At 61.5% G+C, this 21,610-nt stretch carries 19 protein-coding genes; 9 read left to right on the forward strand and 10 right to left on the reverse strand.

Annotation, left to right across the window (positions count from 1 at the left end):
• The first annotated feature begins 61 nt into the window (after positions 1–61).
• Positions 62–1,375 carry a leucine-rich repeat-containing protein kinase family protein gene (locus tag C6Y56_RS17845; RefSeq protein WP_169431001.1) on the forward strand — a complete coding sequence of 438 codons (1,314 nt, stop codon included), beginning with the start codon at positions 62–64 and terminating at the stop codon, positions 1,373–1,375.
• A gap of 65 nt (positions 1,376–1,440) precedes the next feature.
• On the opposite strand, the gene C6Y56_RS17850 is transcribed toward C6Y56_RS17845, so the two are convergent.
• On the reverse strand, positions 1,441–2,145 hold the full coding sequence (locus tag C6Y56_RS17850) for a YebC/PmpR family DNA-binding transcriptional regulator (RefSeq protein ID WP_085712455.1): 705 nt from the start codon (positions 2,143–2,145) through the stop codon (positions 1,441–1,443).
• Positions 2,146–2,364: 219 nt separating this feature from the next.
• Between C6Y56_RS17850 and C6Y56_RS17855 the strand changes: the two genes are divergently transcribed.
• On the forward strand, positions 2,365–3,771 hold the full coding sequence (locus C6Y56_RS17855; protein WP_169431002.1) for a type VI secretion system Vgr family protein: 1,407 nt from the start codon (positions 2,365–2,367) through the stop codon (positions 3,769–3,771).
• 3 nt (positions 3,772–3,774) lie between these two features.
• Here the strand turns inward: C6Y56_RS17855 and C6Y56_RS17860 are convergent, their stop codons facing one another.
• A complete protein-coding gene (locus C6Y56_RS17860) occupies positions 3,775–5,172 on the reverse strand; it encodes an FAD-dependent oxidoreductase (protein WP_169431003.1) in 1,398 nt (465 codons plus the stop codon).
• Between the two features lie 67 nt (positions 5,173–5,239).
• The gene (locus C6Y56_RS17865) at positions 5,240–6,565 is read right to left on the reverse strand and encodes an MFS transporter (RefSeq protein ID WP_169431004.1); all 1,326 of its coding nucleotides are present in this window, start codon (positions 6,563–6,565) and stop codon (positions 5,240–5,242) included.
• Positions 6,566–6,853: 288 nt separating this feature from the next.
• On the opposite strand from C6Y56_RS17865, the gene C6Y56_RS17870 reads away from it, so the two are divergent.
• A complete protein-coding gene (locus tag C6Y56_RS17870) occupies positions 6,854–7,753 on the forward strand; it encodes a LysR family transcriptional regulator (RefSeq protein ID WP_007951543.1) in 900 nt (299 codons plus the stop codon).
• Here the strand turns inward: C6Y56_RS17870 and C6Y56_RS17875 are convergent.
• On the reverse strand, positions 7,723–8,583 hold the full coding sequence (locus C6Y56_RS17875) for a LysR substrate-binding domain-containing protein (protein WP_169431005.1): 861 nt from the start codon (positions 8,581–8,583) through the stop codon (positions 7,723–7,725). The two genes, C6Y56_RS17870 and C6Y56_RS17875, sit on opposite strands and share 31 nt — an antisense overlap.
• Positions 8,584–8,696: 113 nt before the next feature.
• On the opposite strand from C6Y56_RS17875, the gene C6Y56_RS17880 reads away from it, so the two are divergent.
• On the forward strand, positions 8,697–9,806 hold the full coding sequence (locus C6Y56_RS17880; RefSeq protein WP_169431006.1) for a 2-aminoethylphosphonate--pyruvate transaminase: 1,110 nt from the start codon (positions 8,697–8,699) through the stop codon (positions 9,804–9,806).
• A 152-nt stretch (positions 9,807–9,958) separates the two neighbouring features.
• On the forward strand, positions 9,959–10,786 hold the full coding sequence (gene phnX / locus C6Y56_RS17885; RefSeq protein ID WP_169431007.1) for a phosphonoacetaldehyde hydrolase: 828 nt from the start codon (positions 9,959–9,961) through the stop codon (positions 10,784–10,786).
• A gap of 112 nt (positions 10,787–10,898) precedes the next feature.
• On the opposite strand, the gene C6Y56_RS17890 is transcribed toward phnX, so the two are convergent.
• Complete coding sequence (locus C6Y56_RS17890; protein ID WP_169431008.1) at positions 10,899–11,225, reverse strand: hypothetical protein; 327 nt, start codon at positions 11,223–11,225, stop codon at positions 10,899–10,901.
• On the opposite strand from C6Y56_RS17890, the gene C6Y56_RS29410 reads away from it, so the two are divergent.
• Together C6Y56_RS29410 and C6Y56_RS17900 are read left to right on the forward strand one after the other, a co-directional pair.
• Positions 11,218–11,640, forward strand: a complete 423-nt coding sequence (locus tag C6Y56_RS29410) for a hypothetical protein (RefSeq protein ID WP_169431009.1) — start codon at positions 11,218–11,220, stop codon at positions 11,638–11,640. The two genes, C6Y56_RS17890 and C6Y56_RS29410, sit on opposite strands and share 8 nt — an antisense overlap.
• 270 nt (positions 11,641–11,910) lie before the next feature.
• On the forward strand, positions 11,911–12,465 hold the full coding sequence (locus tag C6Y56_RS17900) for a cytochrome b (protein ID WP_169431010.1): 555 nt from the start codon (positions 11,911–11,913) through the stop codon (positions 12,463–12,465).
• Here C6Y56_RS17900 and C6Y56_RS17905 read toward each other — a convergent pair.
• Together C6Y56_RS17905 and C6Y56_RS17910 are read right to left on the reverse strand one after the other, a co-directional pair.
• The gene (locus tag C6Y56_RS17905; RefSeq protein ID WP_169431011.1) at positions 12,462–13,370 is read right to left on the reverse strand and encodes a 1-aminocyclopropane-1-carboxylate deaminase/D-cysteine desulfhydrase; all 909 of its coding nucleotides are present in this window, start codon (positions 13,368–13,370) and stop codon (positions 12,462–12,464) included. The two genes, C6Y56_RS17900 and C6Y56_RS17905, sit on opposite strands and share 4 nt — an antisense overlap.
• Before the next feature lie 41 nt (positions 13,371–13,411).
• Positions 13,412–15,448 (reverse strand): NADPH-dependent 2,4-dienoyl-CoA reductase, encoded by a 2,037-nt coding sequence (locus C6Y56_RS17910; protein ID WP_169431012.1) that lies wholly within the window; start codon positions 15,446–15,448, stop codon positions 13,412–13,414.
• A gap of 205 nt (positions 15,449–15,653) precedes the next feature.
• Between C6Y56_RS17910 and C6Y56_RS17915 the strand changes: the two genes are divergently transcribed.
• Positions 15,654–16,784, forward strand: coding sequence for a carbon-nitrogen hydrolase family protein (locus C6Y56_RS17915; protein WP_169431013.1), 1,131 nt, complete (start codon positions 15,654–15,656; stop codon positions 16,782–16,784).
• A gap of 3 nt (positions 16,785–16,787) precedes the next feature.
• Positions 16,788–17,828 carry an AraC family transcriptional regulator gene (locus C6Y56_RS17920; RefSeq protein ID WP_169431014.1) on the forward strand — a complete coding sequence of 347 codons (1,041 nt, stop codon included), beginning with the start codon at positions 16,788–16,790 and terminating at the stop codon, positions 17,826–17,828.
• A 288-nt stretch (positions 17,829–18,116) separates the two neighbouring features.
• On the opposite strand, the gene C6Y56_RS17925 is transcribed toward C6Y56_RS17920, so the two are convergent.
• The 3 genes from C6Y56_RS17925 to C6Y56_RS17935 all read right to left on the reverse strand — a co-directional run bounded on the left by C6Y56_RS17925 (position 18,117) and on the right by C6Y56_RS17935 (position 21,601).
• On the reverse strand, positions 18,117–18,998 hold the full coding sequence (locus C6Y56_RS17925) for a DUF2242 domain-containing protein (RefSeq protein ID WP_169431015.1): 882 nt from the start codon (positions 18,996–18,998) through the stop codon (positions 18,117–18,119).
• A gap of 226 nt (positions 18,999–19,224) precedes the next feature.
• On the reverse strand, positions 19,225–21,096 hold the full coding sequence (locus C6Y56_RS17930; RefSeq protein WP_169431016.1) for a SurA N-terminal domain-containing protein: 1,872 nt from the start codon (positions 21,094–21,096) through the stop codon (positions 19,225–19,227).
• Positions 21,097–21,328: 232 nt separating this feature from the next.
• Positions 21,329–21,601 carry an HU family DNA-binding protein gene (locus tag C6Y56_RS17935; protein WP_002552737.1) on the reverse strand — a complete coding sequence of 91 codons (273 nt, stop codon included), beginning with the start codon at positions 21,599–21,601 and terminating at the stop codon, positions 21,329–21,331.
• Positions 21,602–21,610: the final 9 nt, after the last annotated feature.

The following is a 21,610-nucleotide window of genomic DNA, read 5'->3' on the forward strand; positions in this document are numbered from 1 at the left end:
TGCCGTTATCATGCCGCCCATTCCCGGCGTCACTGCGCCCTATTTGATAGCGATTCATGACATGCACACCCTTGCTCAATTGCGCGCCGGCGAACTGTCGGGCATCACCCGGCTGGACCTGGTCGAAGGCCTGACCGAGTTCCCCCGTGAGATATTCGACCTGGCCGACACGCTGGAGGTGCTCAACCTCAGCGGCAATGCCTTGAGCAGCCTGCCGCACGACCTGCATCGCCTGCCCCGTCTGCGCGTGCTGTTCTGCTCCGACAACCGGTTCACCGAGCTGCCCGAGTGCCTCGGCCAGTGCGAGGCCCTGAGCATGATCGGCTTCAAGGCCAACCGGATTGCCCGGGTATCCGGCGCAGCGCTGCCACCGCAGTTGCGCTGGCTGATCCTGACCGACAACCTGATTGAAGCCCTGCCAGCCGAACTGGGCGAACGCCCGCTCCTGCAAAAGCTGATGCTCGCCGGCAATCGCCTGCGTGCCTTGCCGCCATCGCTGAGCCAGTGCCATCGGCTGGAACTGATCCGCATCGCCGCCAACCAGCTGACGGAGCTGCCACAGTGGTTGCTGACCCTGCCGAGCCTGACCTGGCTGGCCTACGCCGGCAACCCGCTGGAAACCGAGGCCGACGCCGCTGCGCTGGAAGCCACGCCGCTGATCGACTGGTCGAGCCTGCGTCTGCAGCAGCGGCTCGGCGAAGGAGCTTCCGGGGTGATTTCCCGTGCCGTGTGGCAATCGGCAGACCAGCCTGAGCGTTCAGTGGCAGTCAAACTCTACAAGGGCGAGATGACCAGCGACGGCTCGCCGCTGCACGAGATGAACGCCTGCATCACCGCCGGCCTGCACTCGAATCTGATCCGGGTCGAGGGGCGCATCGGCAATCACCCAGATGGCCAGCAAGGGCTGGTGATGCAACTGATCGACCCGAGCTATCGCAACCTCGCCGCGCTGCCGAGCCTGGCCTCCTGTTCGCGGGATATCTACACCGATGACTGCCGTTTCAGCGCAGATGTCGCGTTGCGCATTGCCCGCGGCATCGCGTCGGTCGCCGAGCATCTGCATCGGCAGGGCATCACCCATGGCGATCTGTATGGCCACAACATATTGTTGAACGAGGAAGGCGACTGCCTGTTGGGTGACTTCGGCGCGGCGTCATTCCATGCCACGACGGACAACCTGGAAACCCGCGCACTGCAACGCATCGAAGTGCGGGCGTTCGGGATCTTGCTGGGGGAATTGCTGGCGCGCATCGACTCGGGGTTGAGTGACGGGCAACGGGAGGCGCTGGAAGCGCTTGAACAGCGCTGCTGTCAGCCGGATGTGCTGGCGCGGCCGGGGTTCGATGAGGTGGTCGGGCAGATCAACAGGATTTGACCGCAATGACCCGGTGGTGATGACGCCTGCTGCGCCACCACCGGGTCGATCGCTGACGCGATGAATCAGCCCGCCAGGCCGACGAACATTTCCTGCACGTCGTCATGGTTGTCGAGGCCTTCGAGGAACGCTTCGACTTCAGCCATCTGCTCGTCGCTCAGGCCGCTGACCGGGTTCTTTGGCTGATAGCCCAGTTTGGCCGACAGCACGGTGAAACCTTGCTCCGGCAGGGCTTTCTGAACGGCGTCCAGGTCAGTCGGGTCGGTCAGGAACAGGGTCGCGCCCTCTTCGCCCGGCTCGAAATCCTGGGCACCGGCTTCGATCGCGGCCATTTCCGGATCGGCGTCAGGGGTGTCCGGCGAGGCTTCGATCATGCCGACGTGGTTGAAGTCCCAGGCCACCGAGCCGGAAGCGCCCAGTTGGCCCTTGCGGAACGCCACGCGGATTTCCGCCACGGTGCGGTTGATGTTGTCGGTAACGCACTCGACGATCAACGGAACCTGATGCGGTGCGAAACCTTCGTAAGTCACGCGATGGTACTGAACGGTCTCGCCCAGCAGACCTGCACCCTTCTTGATGGCGCGGTCCAGGGTTTCCTTGGGCATCGAGGCTTTCTTGGCCTGTTCGACCACCAGACGCAGGTGTGCGTTGGTGGCGGTATCGGCACCGTTGCGGGCAGCGATGGTGATCTCTTTCACCAGTTTGCCGAAGATCTTGCCCTTGGCGTTGGCTGCCGCTTCTTTGTGTTTAACCTTCCACTGTGCGCCCATTACTCACTCTCTTGATCTGTGGCGCCGAGACATCTATTGGCCGACGCGTGGCGCAAGTTTATACGGCCTAAAGTCGGCAATCGACCAAAAAATCCGTTGCCCGTCGACATCTTCTACACACTTTGTAGGGCGATTCTGAAAAACCGGTTTGTCATGACCATTTCCTGCTGCGGTTTCGTACCCTCTGTCGTCCGTATTACCCGACAGAGCCCCTTACGAATGCTCAATGACAAGGAAAGTCCCTTCACGCTGACCCTCATCGAGGGTGGCCTGAGTCTGCCGGTACTGCGTTTTCGCGGTCATGAAGCGCTGAACCGGCCCTATCGCTTCGAGATCGACGTCATTGGTCTGGCCCCGGCACTGGCTCCCGCCACCTTGTTGCATCGGTCGGCTTACCTGCAATTGAATGACGACCATGGCATTCACGGCACCCTGCACAGCGCCAGTTGCGAGCATCGCGGCGCCCATCGGATCGATTATCGGCTGGTACTGGTGCCACACCTGCAACAACTGGAACAGCAGACCCGACGCCGGGTATTCACCCGATCGAGCGTGCCTGACATTCTCGAACAATTGCTTGTCGAACATCGGTGGCCTGCGCACGGATATCGGTTCGACCTGACGACAGGGCACTATCCGCCGCGCCCCTTCTGCATCCAGTACGACGAGTCCGACCTGGCACTGTTGCAGCGACTGTGTGAAGAAGAAGGCATTCACTACCACTTCGAACACCGGCCGGACGGCCATGTCGTGGTGTTCGCCGATGACAGCCTTGGCCTGCCGCAGCCGCCACTGCCCGTGCCCTTCAGCACAGAAATCGAGCCGCCATCGCCCGCCCTCAGCGCCCTTTACCAGCGTCACGACGCTGTCATGGCGCGGGTATCACCCAACGTCCGTGATCGTGGACAACCGAGCAACGAGGATGAGGCGGCCAACCATCCCCTGGCCAATATCTGGCCCGAGCGTGGTTTCCTGCCGAGCGGGCAACGCTACGCCGATCAGCGCAGCCGCCGCCAACTGGAGCGCCAGCGTTGCCAGTATCGATGCATTCAGGGACGCAGCGACTGTACTCAACTGCTCAGTGGCCGCTTGCTGCAGGTCACGGATCACCCGGTGGGCGCGTTCAACGATCAGTGGTTGATCACCGAGTTGCACCATCAGGGCCAGCAACCTTCGATTCTCGACCCGGTACCTGCGCCTCGCCGCTATCACAACGACTTCACTGCGCTGCCGTGGTCGACCGAGTTTCGCCCGCCGCTCACGCAGCCGCGCCCGAGCATTCCGGGGTATCATCCGGCAAAAGTGCTCGGCCCGCCCGGACAGCCGCCTCAGTTGGATGACCAGGGACGTATCGCCGTCCGGCTATGGCCTGGACGGGGTCTGGATGCCGACAGTGACAGGTTATGGCTGACGATAGCCATGGTCGGTGGTGACGGACCGATCGCCAGGGAAACCCTGCCTCGCGCCGGCAGTGAAGTTTGGGTGAGTTTTCTCGACAGCGATCCGGACCGACCGATTCTGTGCCTGGATGTCAGCCACACCCGCAAGACAAGGCAAGCGCCGGAACAACACGATGACGGCCTGTTGCTCGACTGGCTGCTCAAGCACACCCCGCCGTCAGCATGACGTTCAGGCCTTGTCGGCCTTGCCCGCAGCAGCGGCGAATTTCGCCAGGCGTACATCCAGATGCCGAGGACGCCGTCCGTGATCCTCGGCGCGCTCCTTGCGGCGAATGGCGTTGCGCACCATCAACGAGCCGAGATAGCGGATCGGTTCCGGCGGAAAATAGCCCAGCGGCCCGTTGACCAGCGGCGAGCGTGTCCAGGGGTTGTCGAGACCCTGCACCAGCGAGGCAAGGATCTGCCCACCCATGTGACATGGCCCCACACCGCTGCCGGAATAACCGAACCCGTAGAACACATTTCCGCTGGCACTCATCTGGCCGAAAAACGGCAGGCCGGTGACCGAGCGATCCGACGGGCCGTTCCACGTTGCGTCGACCTTCACATCGGCGAAGGCCGGGAAAAAATCGTCGAGGCTGCGCTTGAGCAACCCGGCGTAAGGCGATGGCTGGTCAAACACTGGCAGCATCCGTCCGCCATAAGCGAAAGTGTTGCCGCCCTTGCCGAGCATGATCCGGCCGTCCGGGGTGTTGTGGTAGTAGTGCACGAAAATCCGCGAATCGAGCACGGTCACGCCGCTGGTCAAACCGATTTCCTGCAACAGCTCCGGGCGGGGTTCGGTGATCAACATGTCGCTGGACACGATCGCTACGCTGCGCTCGAACTGCGGAAAGGCACGGGCCATCCACGCGTTCATCGCCAGTACCACGCGGTCGGCGGTCACGCAGCCGTTCGCCGTGTGCAGGCGCGCCGGACGGCCCTCTTCCAGCCCGGTCATCGCCGTGCCTTCATGAATCCGCACACCCAGCTGCAACGCCACCCGGCGCAAGCCACGCACCAGTTTGCCCGGCTGCACGCTGGCGGCGGCCGGCGAGAACCAGCCCTCCAAGTGTTTTTCCGAACCGGCCATGCGCTGTACATCGGCGACCGGCCGTTGGGTGAACGAATTGATGCCGTTGCCCTCCAGCGCCGCAATCACCGCATCGGTCGAACCGCATTGCGCCCGGTTGGTGGCGGTGTAAAGCGTACCGTCGAGGCGGTAATCGGCATCGACGCCGTACTGCTCGCAGAACTCGCCGATGGCGTGGATACTGCGCTCGGATTCCTTGACCAGCCGCACCGCCTCTTCGACGCCGAACAGCCGCTCGAGGGTGAAGTACTTCGCCGACCACGACAGCGCGCAACCGCCGTTGCGCCCACTGGCGCCGGCGCCGCAGATGTCGGCCTCGATCAACAGTACATCGAGTTCGGGGTTCTGCTGCTTGAGCATGATCGCCGTCCACAATCCGGTGTAACCACCGCCAACGATGCACACATCGGTGCGCACGTCGCCTTGCAGCGGCGGGCACGGTTCGGACGAATCGAGCTGCAAGGCCTGCTCCAGCCAAAACGGTCTCATGAACATTCTCCAGTCAGTCAGCCACGGTACAGCCTGCCGCGAATGCCGCAGCAGGCCGCGAGGCAGGGTTTATTCAGTTACGCAAAGGTTTGATGGTCAGGGCCCGATTGGGCACAGAGGCACGCGGTTCCATGACGCCGACCGGACGGCTGTTCCAGTGCGGAATCAGCACCAGCGCCGAAAACAGCGCGCAACCGGCGAACACAATGAATACCGTCACCGAATCGAAGTAGCCCGGCAGCAACCCGCCGAGCACCGCACCGACCGAGCCGCAGCCGTTGACGAATCCCGCCGCCGTGGCGCCGGCCTTGGCCTTGCCGAAATCGATGGCGGCCGCGCCGCTGATCATCGAGTCCGGGCCATACAGGGTCAGGCCCATCACGAACAACAGTGCGACCACCAGCATCACGCTGCCGGTGTGCAGGGCGCCCATGAACAGCGCGAGGGTCACAGTCAGCGCCAGCAGGCTCAACACGCAGGCCGGCATGCGTCGGGCGCCGAACAGTTTGTCCGAGGCCAGGCCGATCATGATCGGCCCCAGCAGCCCGGCCAGTTCGAATGCCGTCGGAATGATCGCCGCCCCGACCTTGCCGACCGAGGGCATCTGTTCGAACACGATCACCGGGCCCCACAACAGAATCGCGTAACGCGCCGGCTTCAACAGAAAGTACGCCAGACCCAGCACCAGCACCGTGCGGTTGCGCAGGATTTCCTTGAGCGGTTCCCACACGCTGAGCTTGCTGTTGGCTTCGGCCTCTTCGGCGCTGATGAGCGGCTCCGGCTCCACGGCGGGCAGGCCGACGTCTTGCGGTTTGTTGCGCTGAAAGATGAAGAACAACACCGCCACCACCGCGACCACCGCCGCACTGGAAATGAACGCCGCGTGCCAGGTACCGATCAGCGTGTACGCCCACCAACCGGCGAACGGCGAGGCCACCAATCCGCCGAAGGCGTAGCAGGAACTCCACAACCCGAGCACTCGCCCGCGCTGTTCGGAGGGGAAGAAACTGCCGAGGTTCTTGCACAGACCCGACCAGCCGGTGGACTGTGCCAGCCCCTGAATCAGCATGCAGGTGGCGAAGATCGGCAAGGTGGCGAAGCTGCCCATCACCAGCGCTGCCGCAGCGGAAATCAGCAAGCCGCCGAGCACCACGACCCGCGGGCCGAAGCGATCGGCGAGCATGCCCCAGGTGAACTGGCCGATGGCGTAGGCCGCCAGGTAAATCGCGTCGAGGTTGGCCATGGCCATTTTGTCGAGGGTGAAGCTTGGGTCTTCGGCGATGCCCAGTTTGGCCACCGAAAAGGCTTTGCGGGTGAAATAGAACGCGGCGTAAGCGAGCCAGGTGACAGCGAAGATCTGCATGCGCCAACGCGCAAGGGTGCCGATGTGCTTGTTCATTGTGGTTCTGACCTCAGGGTGTGAGTGTGCCGGCAGAATCGATGAGTAAACGCCTGTGTTTTTATTGTTGAGCACTGCGATATCACCCCGTCCCTACGGCGATACCGGTCAGATGAGTCCTGGTATTGCACGCACAGGCTCATGGCCAGCGTCGCTGCCCGACCGGGCAGTCAGCGTTGGCGTGAGCGGATCAAAGCAATTACTGTTTAATAAATAAAATCGATTTATCGTATTTCACACATAAGCTCAGCTTGTTACTGGACTGCCCCTGTAAACGAGGAATCAGCCATGTCGGTTTCACACGCCCAGCTCAAAGCCTTTCACGCCGTGGCCGTGCACGGAAGCTTCACCAAGGCCGCCGAGCGGCTTTATCTGACGCAACCGGCGATTTCCGACCAGGTGCGCAAACTCGAAGAACGCTTCGGCGTGTTGCTGTTCCATCGCAACAAGCGCTCGGTGCGCCTGACGGATCTCGGCGAACGCTTGCTGGCAATCACCCAGCGCCTGTTCGTGGTCGAGGCCGAAGCCCAGGAGTTGCTGCAGGAATCCCAGGCCTTGCAGACCGGCAGCCTGATTCTGGCAGTGGACGCGCCGGTGCACGTGTTGCCGCAGATCGCTCGGTTCTGCGAGCGTTACCCGGGGATCAGCGTGAAGATCGAGACCGGTAACACCGATGAATCGCTGTTTCGGTTGTTCAACTATCAGGCTGATCTGGCGTTGCTTGGGCGCGATGTCAGCGATGAACGTCTGTTGTGCGTGCCGCTGCGCAACGACCCGATGGTGGCGTTCGTCTCGCGCCATCACCCATGGGCCGAGCGTGAATCGATCTGCCTGGAGGATCTGGACGACACGCCGCTGGTGCTGCGCGAACACGGCTCGGTGACCCGCCAGACCCTGGAAGAGGAAATGGCCCGCGCCGGCTTCCGCATCCGCCCGGCGATCCAGGTCGAGGGCCGGGAAGCGGCGCGGGAGGCAGTGGTGGTGGGGATTGGCGTGGGCGTGGTGTCGGCGGCGGAGTTTGGTGCGGACTCACGGGTTTGCGCGTTGCCGATCACCGATTGCACCCGGAGGTTGACCGAAACGCTGGTGTGCCTGCGCGAGCAAAGTTCGCGGCGGGTGGTGGCGACGTTTCTCGAGATGGTTCGCGAGAGTCTTGTTCAGACCGGGGCCAATCCGAAAAACGCCTGAATCAAGCGCAACTCCCGCCGCCGCTCCACGCAGCCGATCATGTGCCGGTTCACCAACCCTTCTCCGGCAATGGGAATCGCGACGACGCGGGGGTCATGGCTGACCTCCACCGATGACACCACCCCAACCCCCAACTCAGCCGCCACCGCCTCTGTCACCGCCTCGCGGCTGTCCAGTTCCAGCAGCACCCGCGGGCTGACTGACGCTTGCGCACAGGCCTGATCAAACGTGCGCCGGGTAATCGAACTCGGCTCGCGCAAGACCATGATCACCTGATCCAGCTCCTTGAGCCTGACCTCGCCGGCACGTGTCGCCCACGGATGCCCCGCCGGCACCAGCGCGCAGATCCGCGATTCACTCAACGCTTGCAGATGCAGCCCTTTGCGCGGTTCGACCTCGGTCAGCACCGCCACGTCAGCATGCTCGGACAACAACGCCGCCAACGTTTCCTGAGCGTTGCCCAACCGCAGATTCACCGTGATCCCCGGATACCGCGCCCGCAAGCTGGCCAGCATCGGCATGACCATGTGCGGACCGTCCGCCGCCACCTCGAGACGCCCGGTCAGCAACTGCCGATTGGCTTCCAGCAGCGCCTGCGCCTCTTCGGCCATGCCGAACATCGCCCGGGTGATCGCCGCCAGTTTGGTGCCCTCCTCCGTCAGCTCGACCCGGCGCGCCGTGCGTCGCAACAGCGTGATCTGGTAGTGCTCCTCCAGCGCCTTTATGTGCCCGGTGACTGCCGGCTGGCTGATGAACAACCGCGCGGCGGCACGGGTGAAGCTGCCTTCCCGGGCCACGGCGTCGAAGGCGCGGAGCTGGAACAGGTTCATGGATAACCCTCACTGATGGCTGGCATAACAACAAACAATTTGATTGATGACCCGCCGAATTGCAACGTAGGCCCCGTAGCTTCATCCCACAGCGCTATCGCGAGGACACATGAATGAGTACTGCCGCACCCATCCTGCTCACTCCCGGCCCGTTGACCACCTCGGCCCGCACCCGTCAGGCGATGATGGTCGACTGGGGTTCATGGGATGACCGCTTCAACCAATTGACCGCCAGCCTCTGCGAGCAACTGCTGGCGATCCTCAACGGCGCCGCCAGCCACCATTGCGTGCCTTTGCAGGGCAGCGGCACCTTCGCCGTCGAAGCCGCGATCGGCACCCTCGTCCCCCGCGACGGCAAGGTGCTGGTGCTGATCAACGGTGCTTACGGCAAGCGTCTGGCGAAAATCTGCGAAGTGCTCGGCCGCTCGTTCAGCACCTTCGAAACCGCTGAAGACGAACCGACCACCGCCGCCGACGTCGACCGCCTGCTGCGCGCCGACAACGCCGTTACCCACGTCGCGCTGATCCACTGCGAAACCAGCACCGGCATCCTCAATCCGCTGCCGGAAATCGCTCAGGTTGTCGAGCAACACGGCAAACGCCTGATCATCGACGCCATGAGCTCCTTCGGCGCCTTGCCGGTGGATGCGCAAAAAGTCCCGTTCGATGCACTGATCGCCGCCTCCGGCAAATGCCTGGAAGGCGTACCGGGCATGGGCTTCGTGTTTGCCCGCAAGGAATCTCTGGCCGCTGCCGCCGGCAATTCGCATTCGCTGGCGATGGACCTGTTCGACCAGCACAGCTACATGAAGAAGACCGGTCAGTGGCGCTTCACCCCGCCGACCCATGTCGTCGCCGCGCTGCACGAAGCGCTGCTGCAATACAACGAAGAAGGTGGCCTGCCCGCACGGCATGCGCGTTACGCCGCCAACTGCCAGGCGCTGATGGAAGAGATGGGCAAACTCGGCTTGCGCAGTTTCCTGCCCGCTGCGATCCAGGCGCCGATCATCGCGACGTTCCACGCACCGAAAGATCCGCGCTACCAGTTCAAGGACTTCTACGAACGGGTCAAGGCCAAGGGTTACATCCTCTACCCCGGCAAGCTGACCCAGGTCGAAACCTTCCGCGTCGGCTGCATCGGCCACGTCACCCCGGCGCAGATGCGCGAAGCCGTCGCGGCGGTGGGTGAAGTGCTGCGCGAGATGGAAGTTCTGGAAATTTGAGCGACACCACAAATCCCCTGTGGGAGCGGGCTTGCCCGCGATGAGGCCTTGGCAGTCGACATCCATGGTGAATGTCAGACCGCCATCGCGGGCAAGCCCGCTCCCACAGGTACACCGAACGCCAAAACAACTCATTCCTGCAGGATTTCTCCATGAACTACAACAACCCAACCCAGCTGCAAGCCGCCATCCTCGACTGGGCCGGCACCGTGGTCGACTTCGGTTCCTTCGCGCCGACCCAGATCTTTGTCGAAGCCTTCGCCGAGTTCGACGTCCAGGTGTCCATCGAGGAGGCCCGTGGCCCGATGGGCATGGGCAAGTGGGATCACATCCGCACCCTGTGCGATCAGCCGCAGGTTGCCGAGCGCTATCGCAAGGCGTTCGGCCGCACCCCGACCGACGATGACGTAACCGCGATCTACAACCGCTTCATGCCGTTGCAGATCGAGAAAATCGCCGAGCATTCGGCGCTGATTCCCGGCGCACTGGAGACCATCGCCAACCTGCGCCAGCAAGGCATCAAGATCGGTTCCTGCTCGGGCTATCCGAAGCAAGTGATGGACAAGGTCGTGGCACTGGCCGCCACCAACGGCTACATCGCCGACCACGTCGTGGCCACCGACGAAGTGCCGAACGGCCGTCCATGGCCGGCCCAGGCGCTGGCCAACGTGATTGCGCTGGGCATCGACGATGTCGCCGCCTGCGTGAAGATCGACGACACCGTGCCGGGTATTCTCGAAGGCCGACGCGCCGGGATGTGGACCGTGGCACTGACCTGCTCCGGCAATGCGCTGGGCCTGGATTACGAAGGCTATCGCGCACTGGGCAGCGATGCCCTGGCCAGCGAACGCAAGCGCATTCACGCCCTGTTCGAAGGCTCGCGTCCGCACTACATGATCGACACCATCAGCGATCTGCCGGAAGTGATCGCTGACATCAACAAGCGTCTGGCCAATGGCGAGATGCCGCAGAACGGATAATTTCATTTGATATAAAAGAACGCCGCCAACTTTTTTAAAAAGTTGGCGGCATTTATTTATGCCTGCCGACAACAAGCACAAATATCAAAAATCCCTTTCGAATTATTACTGATTACAGCTCCTGCAAGTTACCTTGCGCATCGTAAGCAAGACCGTCCGGATACTTGATAGAACCATCGGCAAGTTGCTCGGTTCCATCGGCCCAGACAATACGCCCGTCCGGGTATTCAACAGTATCGTCCGGCCAGACGATGCGCCCGTCAGGGTGCTCCACCCTGCCATCAACGTGCTGGATGATCCCGTCGGGACGTGTGACTGCCGTTTGCCCGGGATTGACGAGGCTGCCATCGCTCAGCGAAATCGAACCATCGGGATTTTTCGCCACGCCCATTGCACTGAGCAAATTGATCAATGCCACAGGATCGACATTGATGTTCAAGGTCGGCCACGGCATGGGCGGCCTTACACTGACAGGTGGCTTGACCGGCGTTACCGGCGGTTTGCCGGTCGGTGGCGCAGGCTTTACCGGTGGTTTGGCTGGAGCAGGCTTGTTTGGCGATGAAGGTTTGGCGGGTGGAGTGACTGGTTTCACGGGTGGTTTCACGGGTGGCTTGACCGGAGTCACCGGGGGTTTCACGGGTGGCTTGACTGGAGTCACCGGGGGTTTCACGGGTGGCTTGACCGGAGTAACAGGAGGTTTGACAGGTGGCTTTACCGATGGCCGCGAGACCGGACGTTTTGCCATGGCCTTGCGGGTCATTTGTTGCTGTTGCTTTTTATCCAGAATAATACTGACTGCCATATTCAAATCCTTTTTAAATAACCTGAAATTTTTATCGCAACTCAATACCTGACACAAACGATACTGACTGCTGCTCAACGACATTAACCACTTCGCTAAAACCACTCAAACCCACACCAATACAAAACATAAACAATAAAACCTTACACCTGACCAATACTCAGCAAAAAATACATCCGATACGCTTGATGTAATTCAACTACTGGACGACTGGAAAAAAACTGTTCGACGCCGGGCAAAAATACTTAAACGCGATTACAGTTACAGCATGCCGTCGCTCAAGAACGGCACGTTTCGACCCTGATCCGTGAGGAAACACCGTATGCCGTGGACAAGTTCCGAATCACGCTACAGCACCGTGTCAGTCCTGTTGCACTGGTTGATGCTGGTGTTGTTGGTGCTGGTGTACGCCAGCATGGAGTTGCGTGGCATCTTCCCCAAGGGCAGCGGCGGCCGCTCGCTGATCCGCGAAGTGCATTACATGCTCGGCCTGACCGTGTTCGTCCTGGTGTGGTTTCGCCTGCTGGCCCGCAGCATCGGCCCGGCGCCGAAGATTTTCCCCGCTTCCCCGCAATGGCAGACCGTACTGGCCCGTCTGATGCACTGGGCGCTGTACCTGTTCATGATCAGCATGCCGATTCTTGGCTGGCTGATTACCAGCGCCGAGGGCCATCAGGTGATGTTCTACGGCTTCGACCTGCCGTTGCTGGTGCACGAAGATAAAGCCCTCGCCAAACAGGTCGAACACTGGCATGTGTTGATCGGCAACGCCGGCTACTGGCTGATCGGCCTGCATGCATTGGCGGGGCTGTATCACCATTACGTGGTGGGCGATAACACGTTGCTGCGGATGATGCCCAAGCGCAACGAAACCTAGCCTTCGAATCCACGCCGGCCCTGCAAGCCGCCGGTGTGGATGAAGATCAGGCGCGTTCCACTCTTGAAACGGCCCGCCTCGATGTGTTGTTTGAGCGCGAGCAAGGCCTTGCCGGTGTACAGCGGTTCGAGGGGAACGCCGCTGGCCTGTTCGGTCTGCGCGATGAATTCAAGCAACGGCGCATCGATTTTGGCGAAGCCGCCACGGCTGGCGTCGATCAGTTCGTAGCCTCCGAGATCTCCGACGATCGCTTCAACGTTGGCCGCGACACCGTGATCGTCGGGCACGGCCATTGCGCCATACACCGAGTGTTCACCCGCCTCTGCCAGCACCAGTCCCGCGAGCGTCGTGCCGGTGCCACAGGCCAGCCACCAACCGTCATGGTTGTCCCAGCCGAGCTTGCCGAGTTGTTGACTGACCTGATCCTTCAACGATGCGCAACCCTGCGCACCCGGCAACCCGCCGCCCCCTTCAGGCACCGGATGCAGCGTCGGGTATTGCGCCCGCCACGGCTGCCAGAACCCTGGCGCGTACCGCGCCCGATAACCGCCGTAACCGAGCCAGTGCAGTTGCATGCCGAAATCCTGCAGATCCCTGACCGTCGGCGTGTCCTGCGGATGACCGCGCAACAGCCCGACTGTCGTGAATCCCAAGCGTTTACCCGCCGCGGCCAGTGCATGCAGGTGATTGGAGTGCGCGCCGCCCAGGCTGATGATGCCTTCGGCGCCCGCACGGTCGGCGGCTTTCAGGTGTTCAACGAGTTTGAACCACTTGTTGCCGCTGATCAGCGGGTCGATCCGGTCCAGACGCAGGATGGCCACTTCAACCCCGGCGGCAGTGAGCCAGTCCAGATGAAGCGGTTCGAGAGGGGCTGGGGCCAGCCAGTCGGTGGGAGGCGGAAACATGAATGCCGGCTCTGTAAAAAGAGCCGGCATTCTAGGGTGGATCAGAGCTCGGCGGCCAGACGCGAACCCTGATTGATCGCGCGTTTGGCATCCAGCTCGGCCGCCACATCGGCGCCGCCGATCAGGTGCACGTTCTGCCCGGCTTCAACCAGACCGTCGTGCAGCTCGCGCAGCGGATCCTGGCCGGCGCAGATGACGATGTTGTCCACCGGCAACACTTGCGGCTCGCCGGTTTCGCCGATGCGGATGTGCAGGCCTTCGTCGTCGATCTTCAGGTATTCGACGCTGTTGAGCATCTGCACCTGCTTGTTCTTCAGACCGGTGCGGTGAATCCAGCCGGTGGTCTTGCCCAGACCGTCGCCGACCTTGGACTTCTTGCGTTGCAGCAGGAACACCTCACGGGCCGGCGCGTGCGGGGCAGCCTTGATCCCGGCCACGCCACCACGGGCTTCCAGATTCGTGTCGATGCCCCACTCTTTCCAGAACGCAGCGCGATCCTGACTGGTGGCCACACCTTCATGCACGAGGAATTCCGACACGTCAAAACCGATACCGCCGGCGCCGATCACTGCCACACGCTTGCCTACCGGTTTGCGCTCGAGCAGCACATCCAGATAGCTCAGCACTTTGGCGTTCTCGACACCCGGAATTGCCGGCAGGCGCGGCGCAATGCCGGTGGCCAAAATGACTTCGTCGTAACCGCCTTCCACCAGTTTTGCCACATCAACGCGAGTGTTCAGGCACACCTCGACGTTGGTGGTCTGCAGTTTGCGTTTGAAGTAACGCAGGGTTTCGTAGAACTCTTCCTTGCCCGGCACACGCTTGGCGACGTTGAACTGACCACCGATCTCGCTGGCCGAATCGAACAGCGTCACCTGATGCCCACGCTCGGCGGCCACGGTTGCGGCGGACAGACCGGCAGGGCCGGCACCGACCACGGCAATCTTCTTGATCTGCTGGACCGGCAGGTAGTTGAGCTCGGTCTCGTGGCAGGCACGCGGATTGACCAGGCAGCTGGTGAGCTTGCCGCCAAAGGTGTGATCGAGACAGGCCTGGTTGCAACCGATGCAGGTATTGATTTCGTCGGCGCGGCCTTCAGCGGCTTTGCGGACGAAATCCGGGTCGGCGAGAAACGGCCGCGCCATCGAAACCATGTCGGCATCGCCTTCAGCGAGAATCTGCTCGGCGACTTCCGGGGTGTTGATGCGGTTGGTGGTGATCAGCGGAATGTTCACCGATCCGCGCAGCTTGGCCGTGACCTTGCTGAACGCCGCACGCGGCACTTTGGTGGCGATGGTCGGGATCCGCGCCTCGTGCCAGCCGATACCGGTGTTGATGAGGGTTGCGCCAGCCTGCTCGATGGCTTTGGCCAGGGTGACGATTTCTTCCCAGGTGCTGCCGCCTTCCACCAGATCGAGCATCGACAGGCGGAAGATGATGATGAAGTTCGGGCCAACCGCTTCACGTACGCGGCGAACGATTTCCACCGGCAGGCGCATGCGGTTTTCGTAACTGCCGCCCCAACGGTCGGTGCGGTGGTTGGTGTGGGCCGCGAGGAACTGGTTAATGAAATAACCTTCCGAGCCCATGATTTCCACACCGTCGTACTCGGCAGTCTGGGCCAGTACCGAGCAGGTGACGAAATCGCGGATCTGCTTTTCAATGCCTTCCTCGTCCAGCTCTTTGGGCTTGAACGGGTTGATCGGCGCCTGGATCGCGCTCGGTGCGACCTGTTTCGGGCTGTAGGCATAACGGCCGGCGTGGAGGATCTGCATGCAGATCTTGCCGCCCGCTTCATGCACGGCGCGGGTGACGATGCGGTGCTTGAGCGCTTCTTCCTCGGTGGTCAGCTTGGCCGCGCCTGAGTACACGCCACCCTCGTCGTTCGGGCCGATACCGCCCGTCACCATCAGGCCGACGCCGCCACGGGCGCGTTCGGCGAAGTACGCCGCCATCCGTTCGAAGCCACCCGGTTTCTCTTCAAGGCCGGTGTGCATCGAGCCCATCAGGGTGCGGTTGCGCAACGTGGTGAATCCCAGGTCCAGCGGGGCCAGCAGGTGCGGGTAAGTGGCGGTCATCGGTAACTCCACAGCGAGCGATCACGGAAAATGCGGGAGCTCTGTGTCCCCCGTCAGTCATGTTCGACAGATTAGGAGTCGCATCGCTGTCACTCAATGACCGGAACTGACAAGTTATTGATCCAAATGCGCAGCGCCCCTTGGCAAGCCGGGGCTGGCGCCCTACCCTGTCCGCACACCCTGTACCCGGCTGTTGTTGGATTTCATGCGCAAACTTTTGTACCTGACCCTTTCCATGGCGCTCGTCGCCGCGCTCACCTTCTACGCCATGTGGGCGGCTGACCGCCCGGCCGGTCATTACCTGTCGGACCTGCGGATCAAACTGGCGGTCGATCAGGGCACCCGCGCCGATCGTGGCAACCTGCTGGGCATTCAGCCGGAACTGTTCCCCACCGATTATCAAAGTTCCGAACGCCTGCACCGCAAACTCGCGGCCTATCTGCAGCAAGCGCAGGATCAGGGTTTGCTCAATGACAAAACCATCGTGGTGTTGCCCGAGCATGTCGGCACCTGGCTGATGATCAGCGGCGAAAAAGACGAGTTGTACCAGGCCCCCACCCTCGAGGAAGCGATGAACTGGCTGGCCGCCAGCAACCCGTTGCAGTTTGCCCGCGCCTGGCTCACCGCCAGGGGCAGCAACCGTCTGGATGACGCCCACCTGCGGATGAAATCCCGAGACATGGCCAAGGACTATCAACTGCTGTTCGGCGGTCTGGCCAAAGAATTTCATATCACCCTGGTGGCCGGTTCGATCGTGCTGCCCGAGCCGAACATTATCGACGGGCGACTCAAGACCGGCAGCGGCGCGCTGTACAACACCAGTGTGGTGTTCGGTCGTGACGGTGCCCCGCTCGGCCAGCCTCAGCGGCAGATGCGCCCGATCTTCGATCAGGATGACGCGACCGGCACTGGCGAGGCTTCACAGATCAATGTGGTCGACACCCCCGCTGGACGCCTCGGCGTGCTGATCGGCAACGACAGCTGGTATCCAGACAACTATCGCAAGCTCGACGCGCAAGGCGCGCAACTGATCGCGGTGCCTGCGTTCGTCATCGGCCATGGTGTGTGGGATCAACCCTGGCAGGGCTATAGAGGCTTGAACGTGCCGGACTCGGTCAGCCTCAAACCGGGAGAGGTCAGCGAAGGCCAGGCCTGGCATCGCCTGACCCTGACGGCACAACCGCCGGGCAGCCGGGCGATTGCCGGCATGAGCGTGTTTTTGCGCGGGCAGTTCTGGGACAAACCGAGTTCCGGGCAGAGCTTCCTCAGCAGCAATGGCCAGCAGTTCGCCGACGGCGAAGCCCGTGGTGCACGTCTGCTGAACCTCTGGCTGTAAACCATGAAACCGCTGCCGATGCGTCTCGGGGATCTGTCAGTGGGCTTCGTCCATAGCCTGGCCGATGCCGTGCGCAGCCATGACGCCGACCCGCAGCCGCTGCTTGAACAATATGGGCTCGACACCGCGCGGCTGGCCGAGGCCGGCGCACGCCTGTCGATCCCGCGCTATATGCGCCTGGGTCATGGTGCGATCCAGTTGACTGGCGATCCGGCCCTCGGCCTGCGCATGGGCCAGCTCAGTCGTCTGAGCCAAGCGGGGTTGGCCGGCGTCACGGCAGCGCAGGCCCCGACCGTGCGCGAAGCCGCCCGCTGCCTGACGCGCTTCGAGCCGTTGTATGGCTCTAATTATCGCGGCCAGTCGAGTTTCCACGAGGATGCCAGCGGAGCCTGGCTGCGCTTCTACTCAATCAGCCCATACAACGCCTACAACCGCTTTGTCGTGGACTCGATCATCGCCGGCTGGCTGCATCAGTTGTCCAGCCTCAGCCCCGAACCGCTGCGCGCCGAACGGATAGAGATCGAATTCGACACACCTGACTACCGCGACGCCTACGCCGTGCTCGGCGAGTGCCCGATCCAGTTCGGCGCCGAACACAACCAACTGCGTCTGAGCCTCGCCAGCCTGGCCCAACGCAACCCACAGCACTGCCCCAGCACCTGGAAACATCTGCTGCAACTGTGTGAACGGGAACTGGAACAACTGACCCGCACCCGCAGCCTGCGTGAACGCATCACGCAATTGCTCGGGCCGTTGCTCAATGGGGGTCGCGAACCGGACCTGGAAGAAGTGGCGGCGCGCCTGAAGCTGCCGACCTGGACGTTACGGCGAAAACTGGCCGAGGAAGGCACACAGTTCCGCGCCATCCTCAACGATACTCGCCGTGATCTGGCGATGACCTACATCCGCGACACTGAACTGGCGTTCGGTGAAATCGCCTACCTGCTGGGTTTTGCCTCGGCCGAAGCTTTCCAGCGTGCCTTCAAGCGCTGGAACGGCCAGACACCGGGCGAATTTCGCCGCAGTCACCGCAAGACCGGTTGAAGCGTCAGAGCTCGGTGGCGTCTTCCGCAGGCTCCGGTGAATCCAGCTCGTAGGCCTGGAATTCAAGCAGTTCTTCTTGATAGTCATCCATCGTGTAATCCCCCTGACCGCAAACTTGAAAATGGCCTGAAACAATCGACCAGTGCCCCGAGCATAAAGTGCCCGCATGAAGGAAAAATGAAACACGGCCTTCATGCAACAAACGTAGCAGGCAGTCAGGAATTTATCGCGGGATTTTTCGATGAAAACGCCATGGATCCGACAGTTGTCGAATCCATGGCGTGAAGATCACTGCCCGGAGGCGGGCATGGCCGGGATCGGCTCGGAAGGTGGCGGCAGGTCGGTCGGGTTGGCCGGTGGCGTAATGACTTCAGTTGCCGGCCCAGGTGTTGGAACCAGCTCTGAACCCGGTGCCGGAGTGATCGGTGCCGCTTCAGCTGGCGGAACGACCGGCTCCGAGCTGACTGGAGTCGGCTCCGCAGCGGCAGGGGCTGGAGTCGCGGCAGGTGTGGCAGGCACCGCAGGTGCGGCGACAGGTGTCGGTTCAGCAGCCGGCGTCGGAGTCAGCGCTGCCGGTGTTGCCTTGGCTTCAGGCATGCCGAGGTCGGTTTTAGGCTTTTCGGTGATGTGTGCGGCTTTCTTGGCTTCGGCCGGCAGGAACAGCTCGACCAGGGTGAAGAAGCGCTCGTAGAACTTCTGCGAAGACACGGTTTCGCTGGCCACCTTCACCATCGAGTCGTCAGAGGAGCCGATCGGCATCGATACCGAGCCCAGCACGCCAACCCCGAGGCTGGCCGAGTTGTTGGTCTTCTTCAGCGCGTAACGGTCCTGCAGGGCGTTGGCGAACACCGTCGCGTGGTGCGCGGCGCTGCCGTCATCGGTGCACACCACGTTGAAGCTGATCTCCATGTGGGTTTCACCGGTCTGCTGGAAGCTCTTGTGTCCGCTGACCAGTTTCGGGTCGCTGCTGGTGATGATGTAGCCCTGGCTGAGCAACGCACGGCGCGCCGCTTCGCAGCTGGCGGCATCGGTGACTGGATAGTTGCGCGAGAAGGTGCCGGAGTCGTCGAAGTTCTCATGCTCGTAGATAGGTTTGTCCTTGGAGCAGCCGGCAGCGGCGGTCAGCAACAACGCCAACCCGAAAAAACGCACGGAAATAGAATTCAACATTAAACATCCTGAGGGAAAAACGGTCCGGGGCGTATTGTGCAACATATCGCTGCCCCGCGGCTTACCGATTAGTGTCTTAAAACAGTTACAACTCTACCGGTCATGGGTGCAGGGAAAAAGGCAAACTGGTCAATGGTCGATGAAAATCCTGTCACCCAGTGATTGATAGGCAAAAAAAAGCCCCGAATGTTCATCCGGGGCTCATTTTTTGTCGCTCAGTCAGACATCAGAAACGCTTGATGTCAGCTTCGCTTTCCAGCTGCTTGCGGTATGCAGCGAAGTCCTGCTGGCCTTCACGAGAAGCGAGGAAGCGACGGTATTGCGCTTTCTCTTCATCGGTCGGCGCAGCGGCTTCGTTCACAGCGTTCAGACGCACGATGGTCAGGCTGCCATCAGGCAGTGTCACGCTGCTGAAAGTCGGCTTGTCCTTGGCGGCCGGCTTCGGCATGCGGAACAGCGCTTGCAGCACCACAGGATCCACACCTTCCTGAGCGCGAGTGGCGGCCTGGGTGACTTTCCAGTTCTGACTGTCAATTGCCTTGTCCAGCGGGGTCTTGCCCTCACGCAGGCTGGTGATCAGCTCATCAGCCTTGGTCTTGGCGGCCGCACTGGCGTGCTCTTTGGCCAACTGGGTGCGAATGGCAGTCGCCACAGCCTCCAGCGGCAGTTGTGCAGGCTTGAGGTGTTCCTTGGCGCGCAGCACGATCACGGTTTCCGGATCCAGTTCGATGGCGGTGCTGTTGGCACCATCATCCAGCACTTCGTTGCTGAACGCGGCCGTGACCACGGCGCGGTTGGCGGCAACACCTTCGCCACCTTCACGGCCGAACGGCTTGGAGGTGTGCACGGTCAGTTTCAGATCCTGCGCCGGCTGAGCCAGGTCAGACGCCTCGAACGAGGAGTCTTCCAGCTGCTTGGTCGCCTCGACGAAACGCTGCTCGACCTGCTGGGCTTTCAGTTCGCGAGTCAGCTTGTCTTTCAGGCTGGCCAGGGTCGGCACCTCAGGTGCTTCGATACCCAGCAGCTTGATCAGGTGGAAACCGAAGTCGGTGCGAACCGGCTCGGATACTTGATCCTTGGAGAGCGAATACAGGGCTTTCTCGAAGGCCGGATCGTACACGCCAGGGCCGGCATAACCCAGGTCGCCGCCATTGTTGGCCGAGCCCGGATCCTGCGAGAACTCCTTGGCCAGCGCTTCGAATTTCTCGCCCTTGGCCAGACGTGCCTGAACTTCCTCGATCTTCGCCTTGGCCTGGGCCTCGGTGGTCTTGTCGTTCACTTCGATCAGAATGTGCGCCGCACGACGCTGTTCCGACAGGTTGGCAATTTCTTTCTGATATGCCGCCTGCAGGTCTTCGTCCTTGACGGCAACTTGATCGAAGAACGAGGACTTCTTCAGCTCGAGGTAATCGATGACCACTTGATCCGGGGTCATGAATTCCTTCGCGTGCTCGTCGTAGTAAGCCTTGACCTCATCGTCGGTCAGCTTGACGGCGGCCGGGTCAGCCTTGATGTTCAGCGAGGCGAAATCGCGGGTCTGCTTTTCCAGGCGGGCGAAAGCCAGGACCTGGGCGTCGGTGACGAAGCCGCTGCCTGCCACACCGGCGCGCAGCTGACCGATCAGCATTTCCTGAGCCAGCATCTGGCGAAATTGCATCCGGCTGTAGCCCAGTTGACGGATCACCTGGTCAAAGCGGTCGGAACTGAACTTGCCATCGACCTGAAACTCAGGCGTTTGCAGGATCACTTGATCCAGCGCCGCTTCGGAGAAAGCGAACTTCGATTTTTCTGCGCCTTGCAGCAGCAGCTTGCGATCGATCAGACCCTTGAGGGCCGATTCGCGCAGCATTTTTTCGTCGAGCAAGGAAGCATCGAAGTCCTTGCCCAGCTGTTGCATCAGCTGACGGCGTTGCATGTCAACGGCCTGGCTCAGCTCGTTCTGGCTGATTTCTTCACCATTGACCTTGGCCGCCTCGTTGGTGTGAGTCGTGGCCTTGAAAATGGCATCGAAACCGGTCAGGGCCATCAGTGCAACGATGACCCCGATAATGGTCTTGGCAATCCAGCCTTGTGAATTGTCCCTGATATTCTGCAGCATGCGTCCCCCAGAAACGGTTGAACTTCAAAATTAGGCAACCGTGGAGCGTGGGTAGAATCCGGATAGAAGAAAGGCGCATCCGAGGATGCGCCTTCTCGTAACTGGCGGAGCGGACAGGGCTCGAACCCTCGATCCCGGCGTAGCAGACAATTATTCCAAACTGCCTGCTCTACCGCTCCGCTGCCAAGTCAGGCTTGACCCCGACCCGGATGGGTAAAAACCTGAATCAAACTTAGTTGACAGCTTCTTTCAGGGCTTTACCGGCTTTGAAACCTGGCTTCTTGGCAGCCGCGATTTCCAGAGTCTTGCCGGTCTGTGGGTTACGACCGATACGAGCTGGACGATCGGTTACCGAGAACGTACCGAAACCTACCAGAACTACGGAGTCGCCAGCCTTCAGAGCGCCAGTGACGGATTCGATTACAGCGTCCAGCGCACGGCCAGCAGCAGCTTTCGGGATATCAGCGGATGCAGCGATAGCATCAATCAGTTCCGACTTGTTCACTCTAAGTCC

This window comes from Pseudomonas fluorescens, from assembly GCF_012974785.1.
Taxonomy (GTDB): domain Bacteria; phylum Pseudomonadota; class Gammaproteobacteria; order Pseudomonadales; family Pseudomonadaceae; genus Aquipseudomonas; species Aquipseudomonas fluorescens_BT.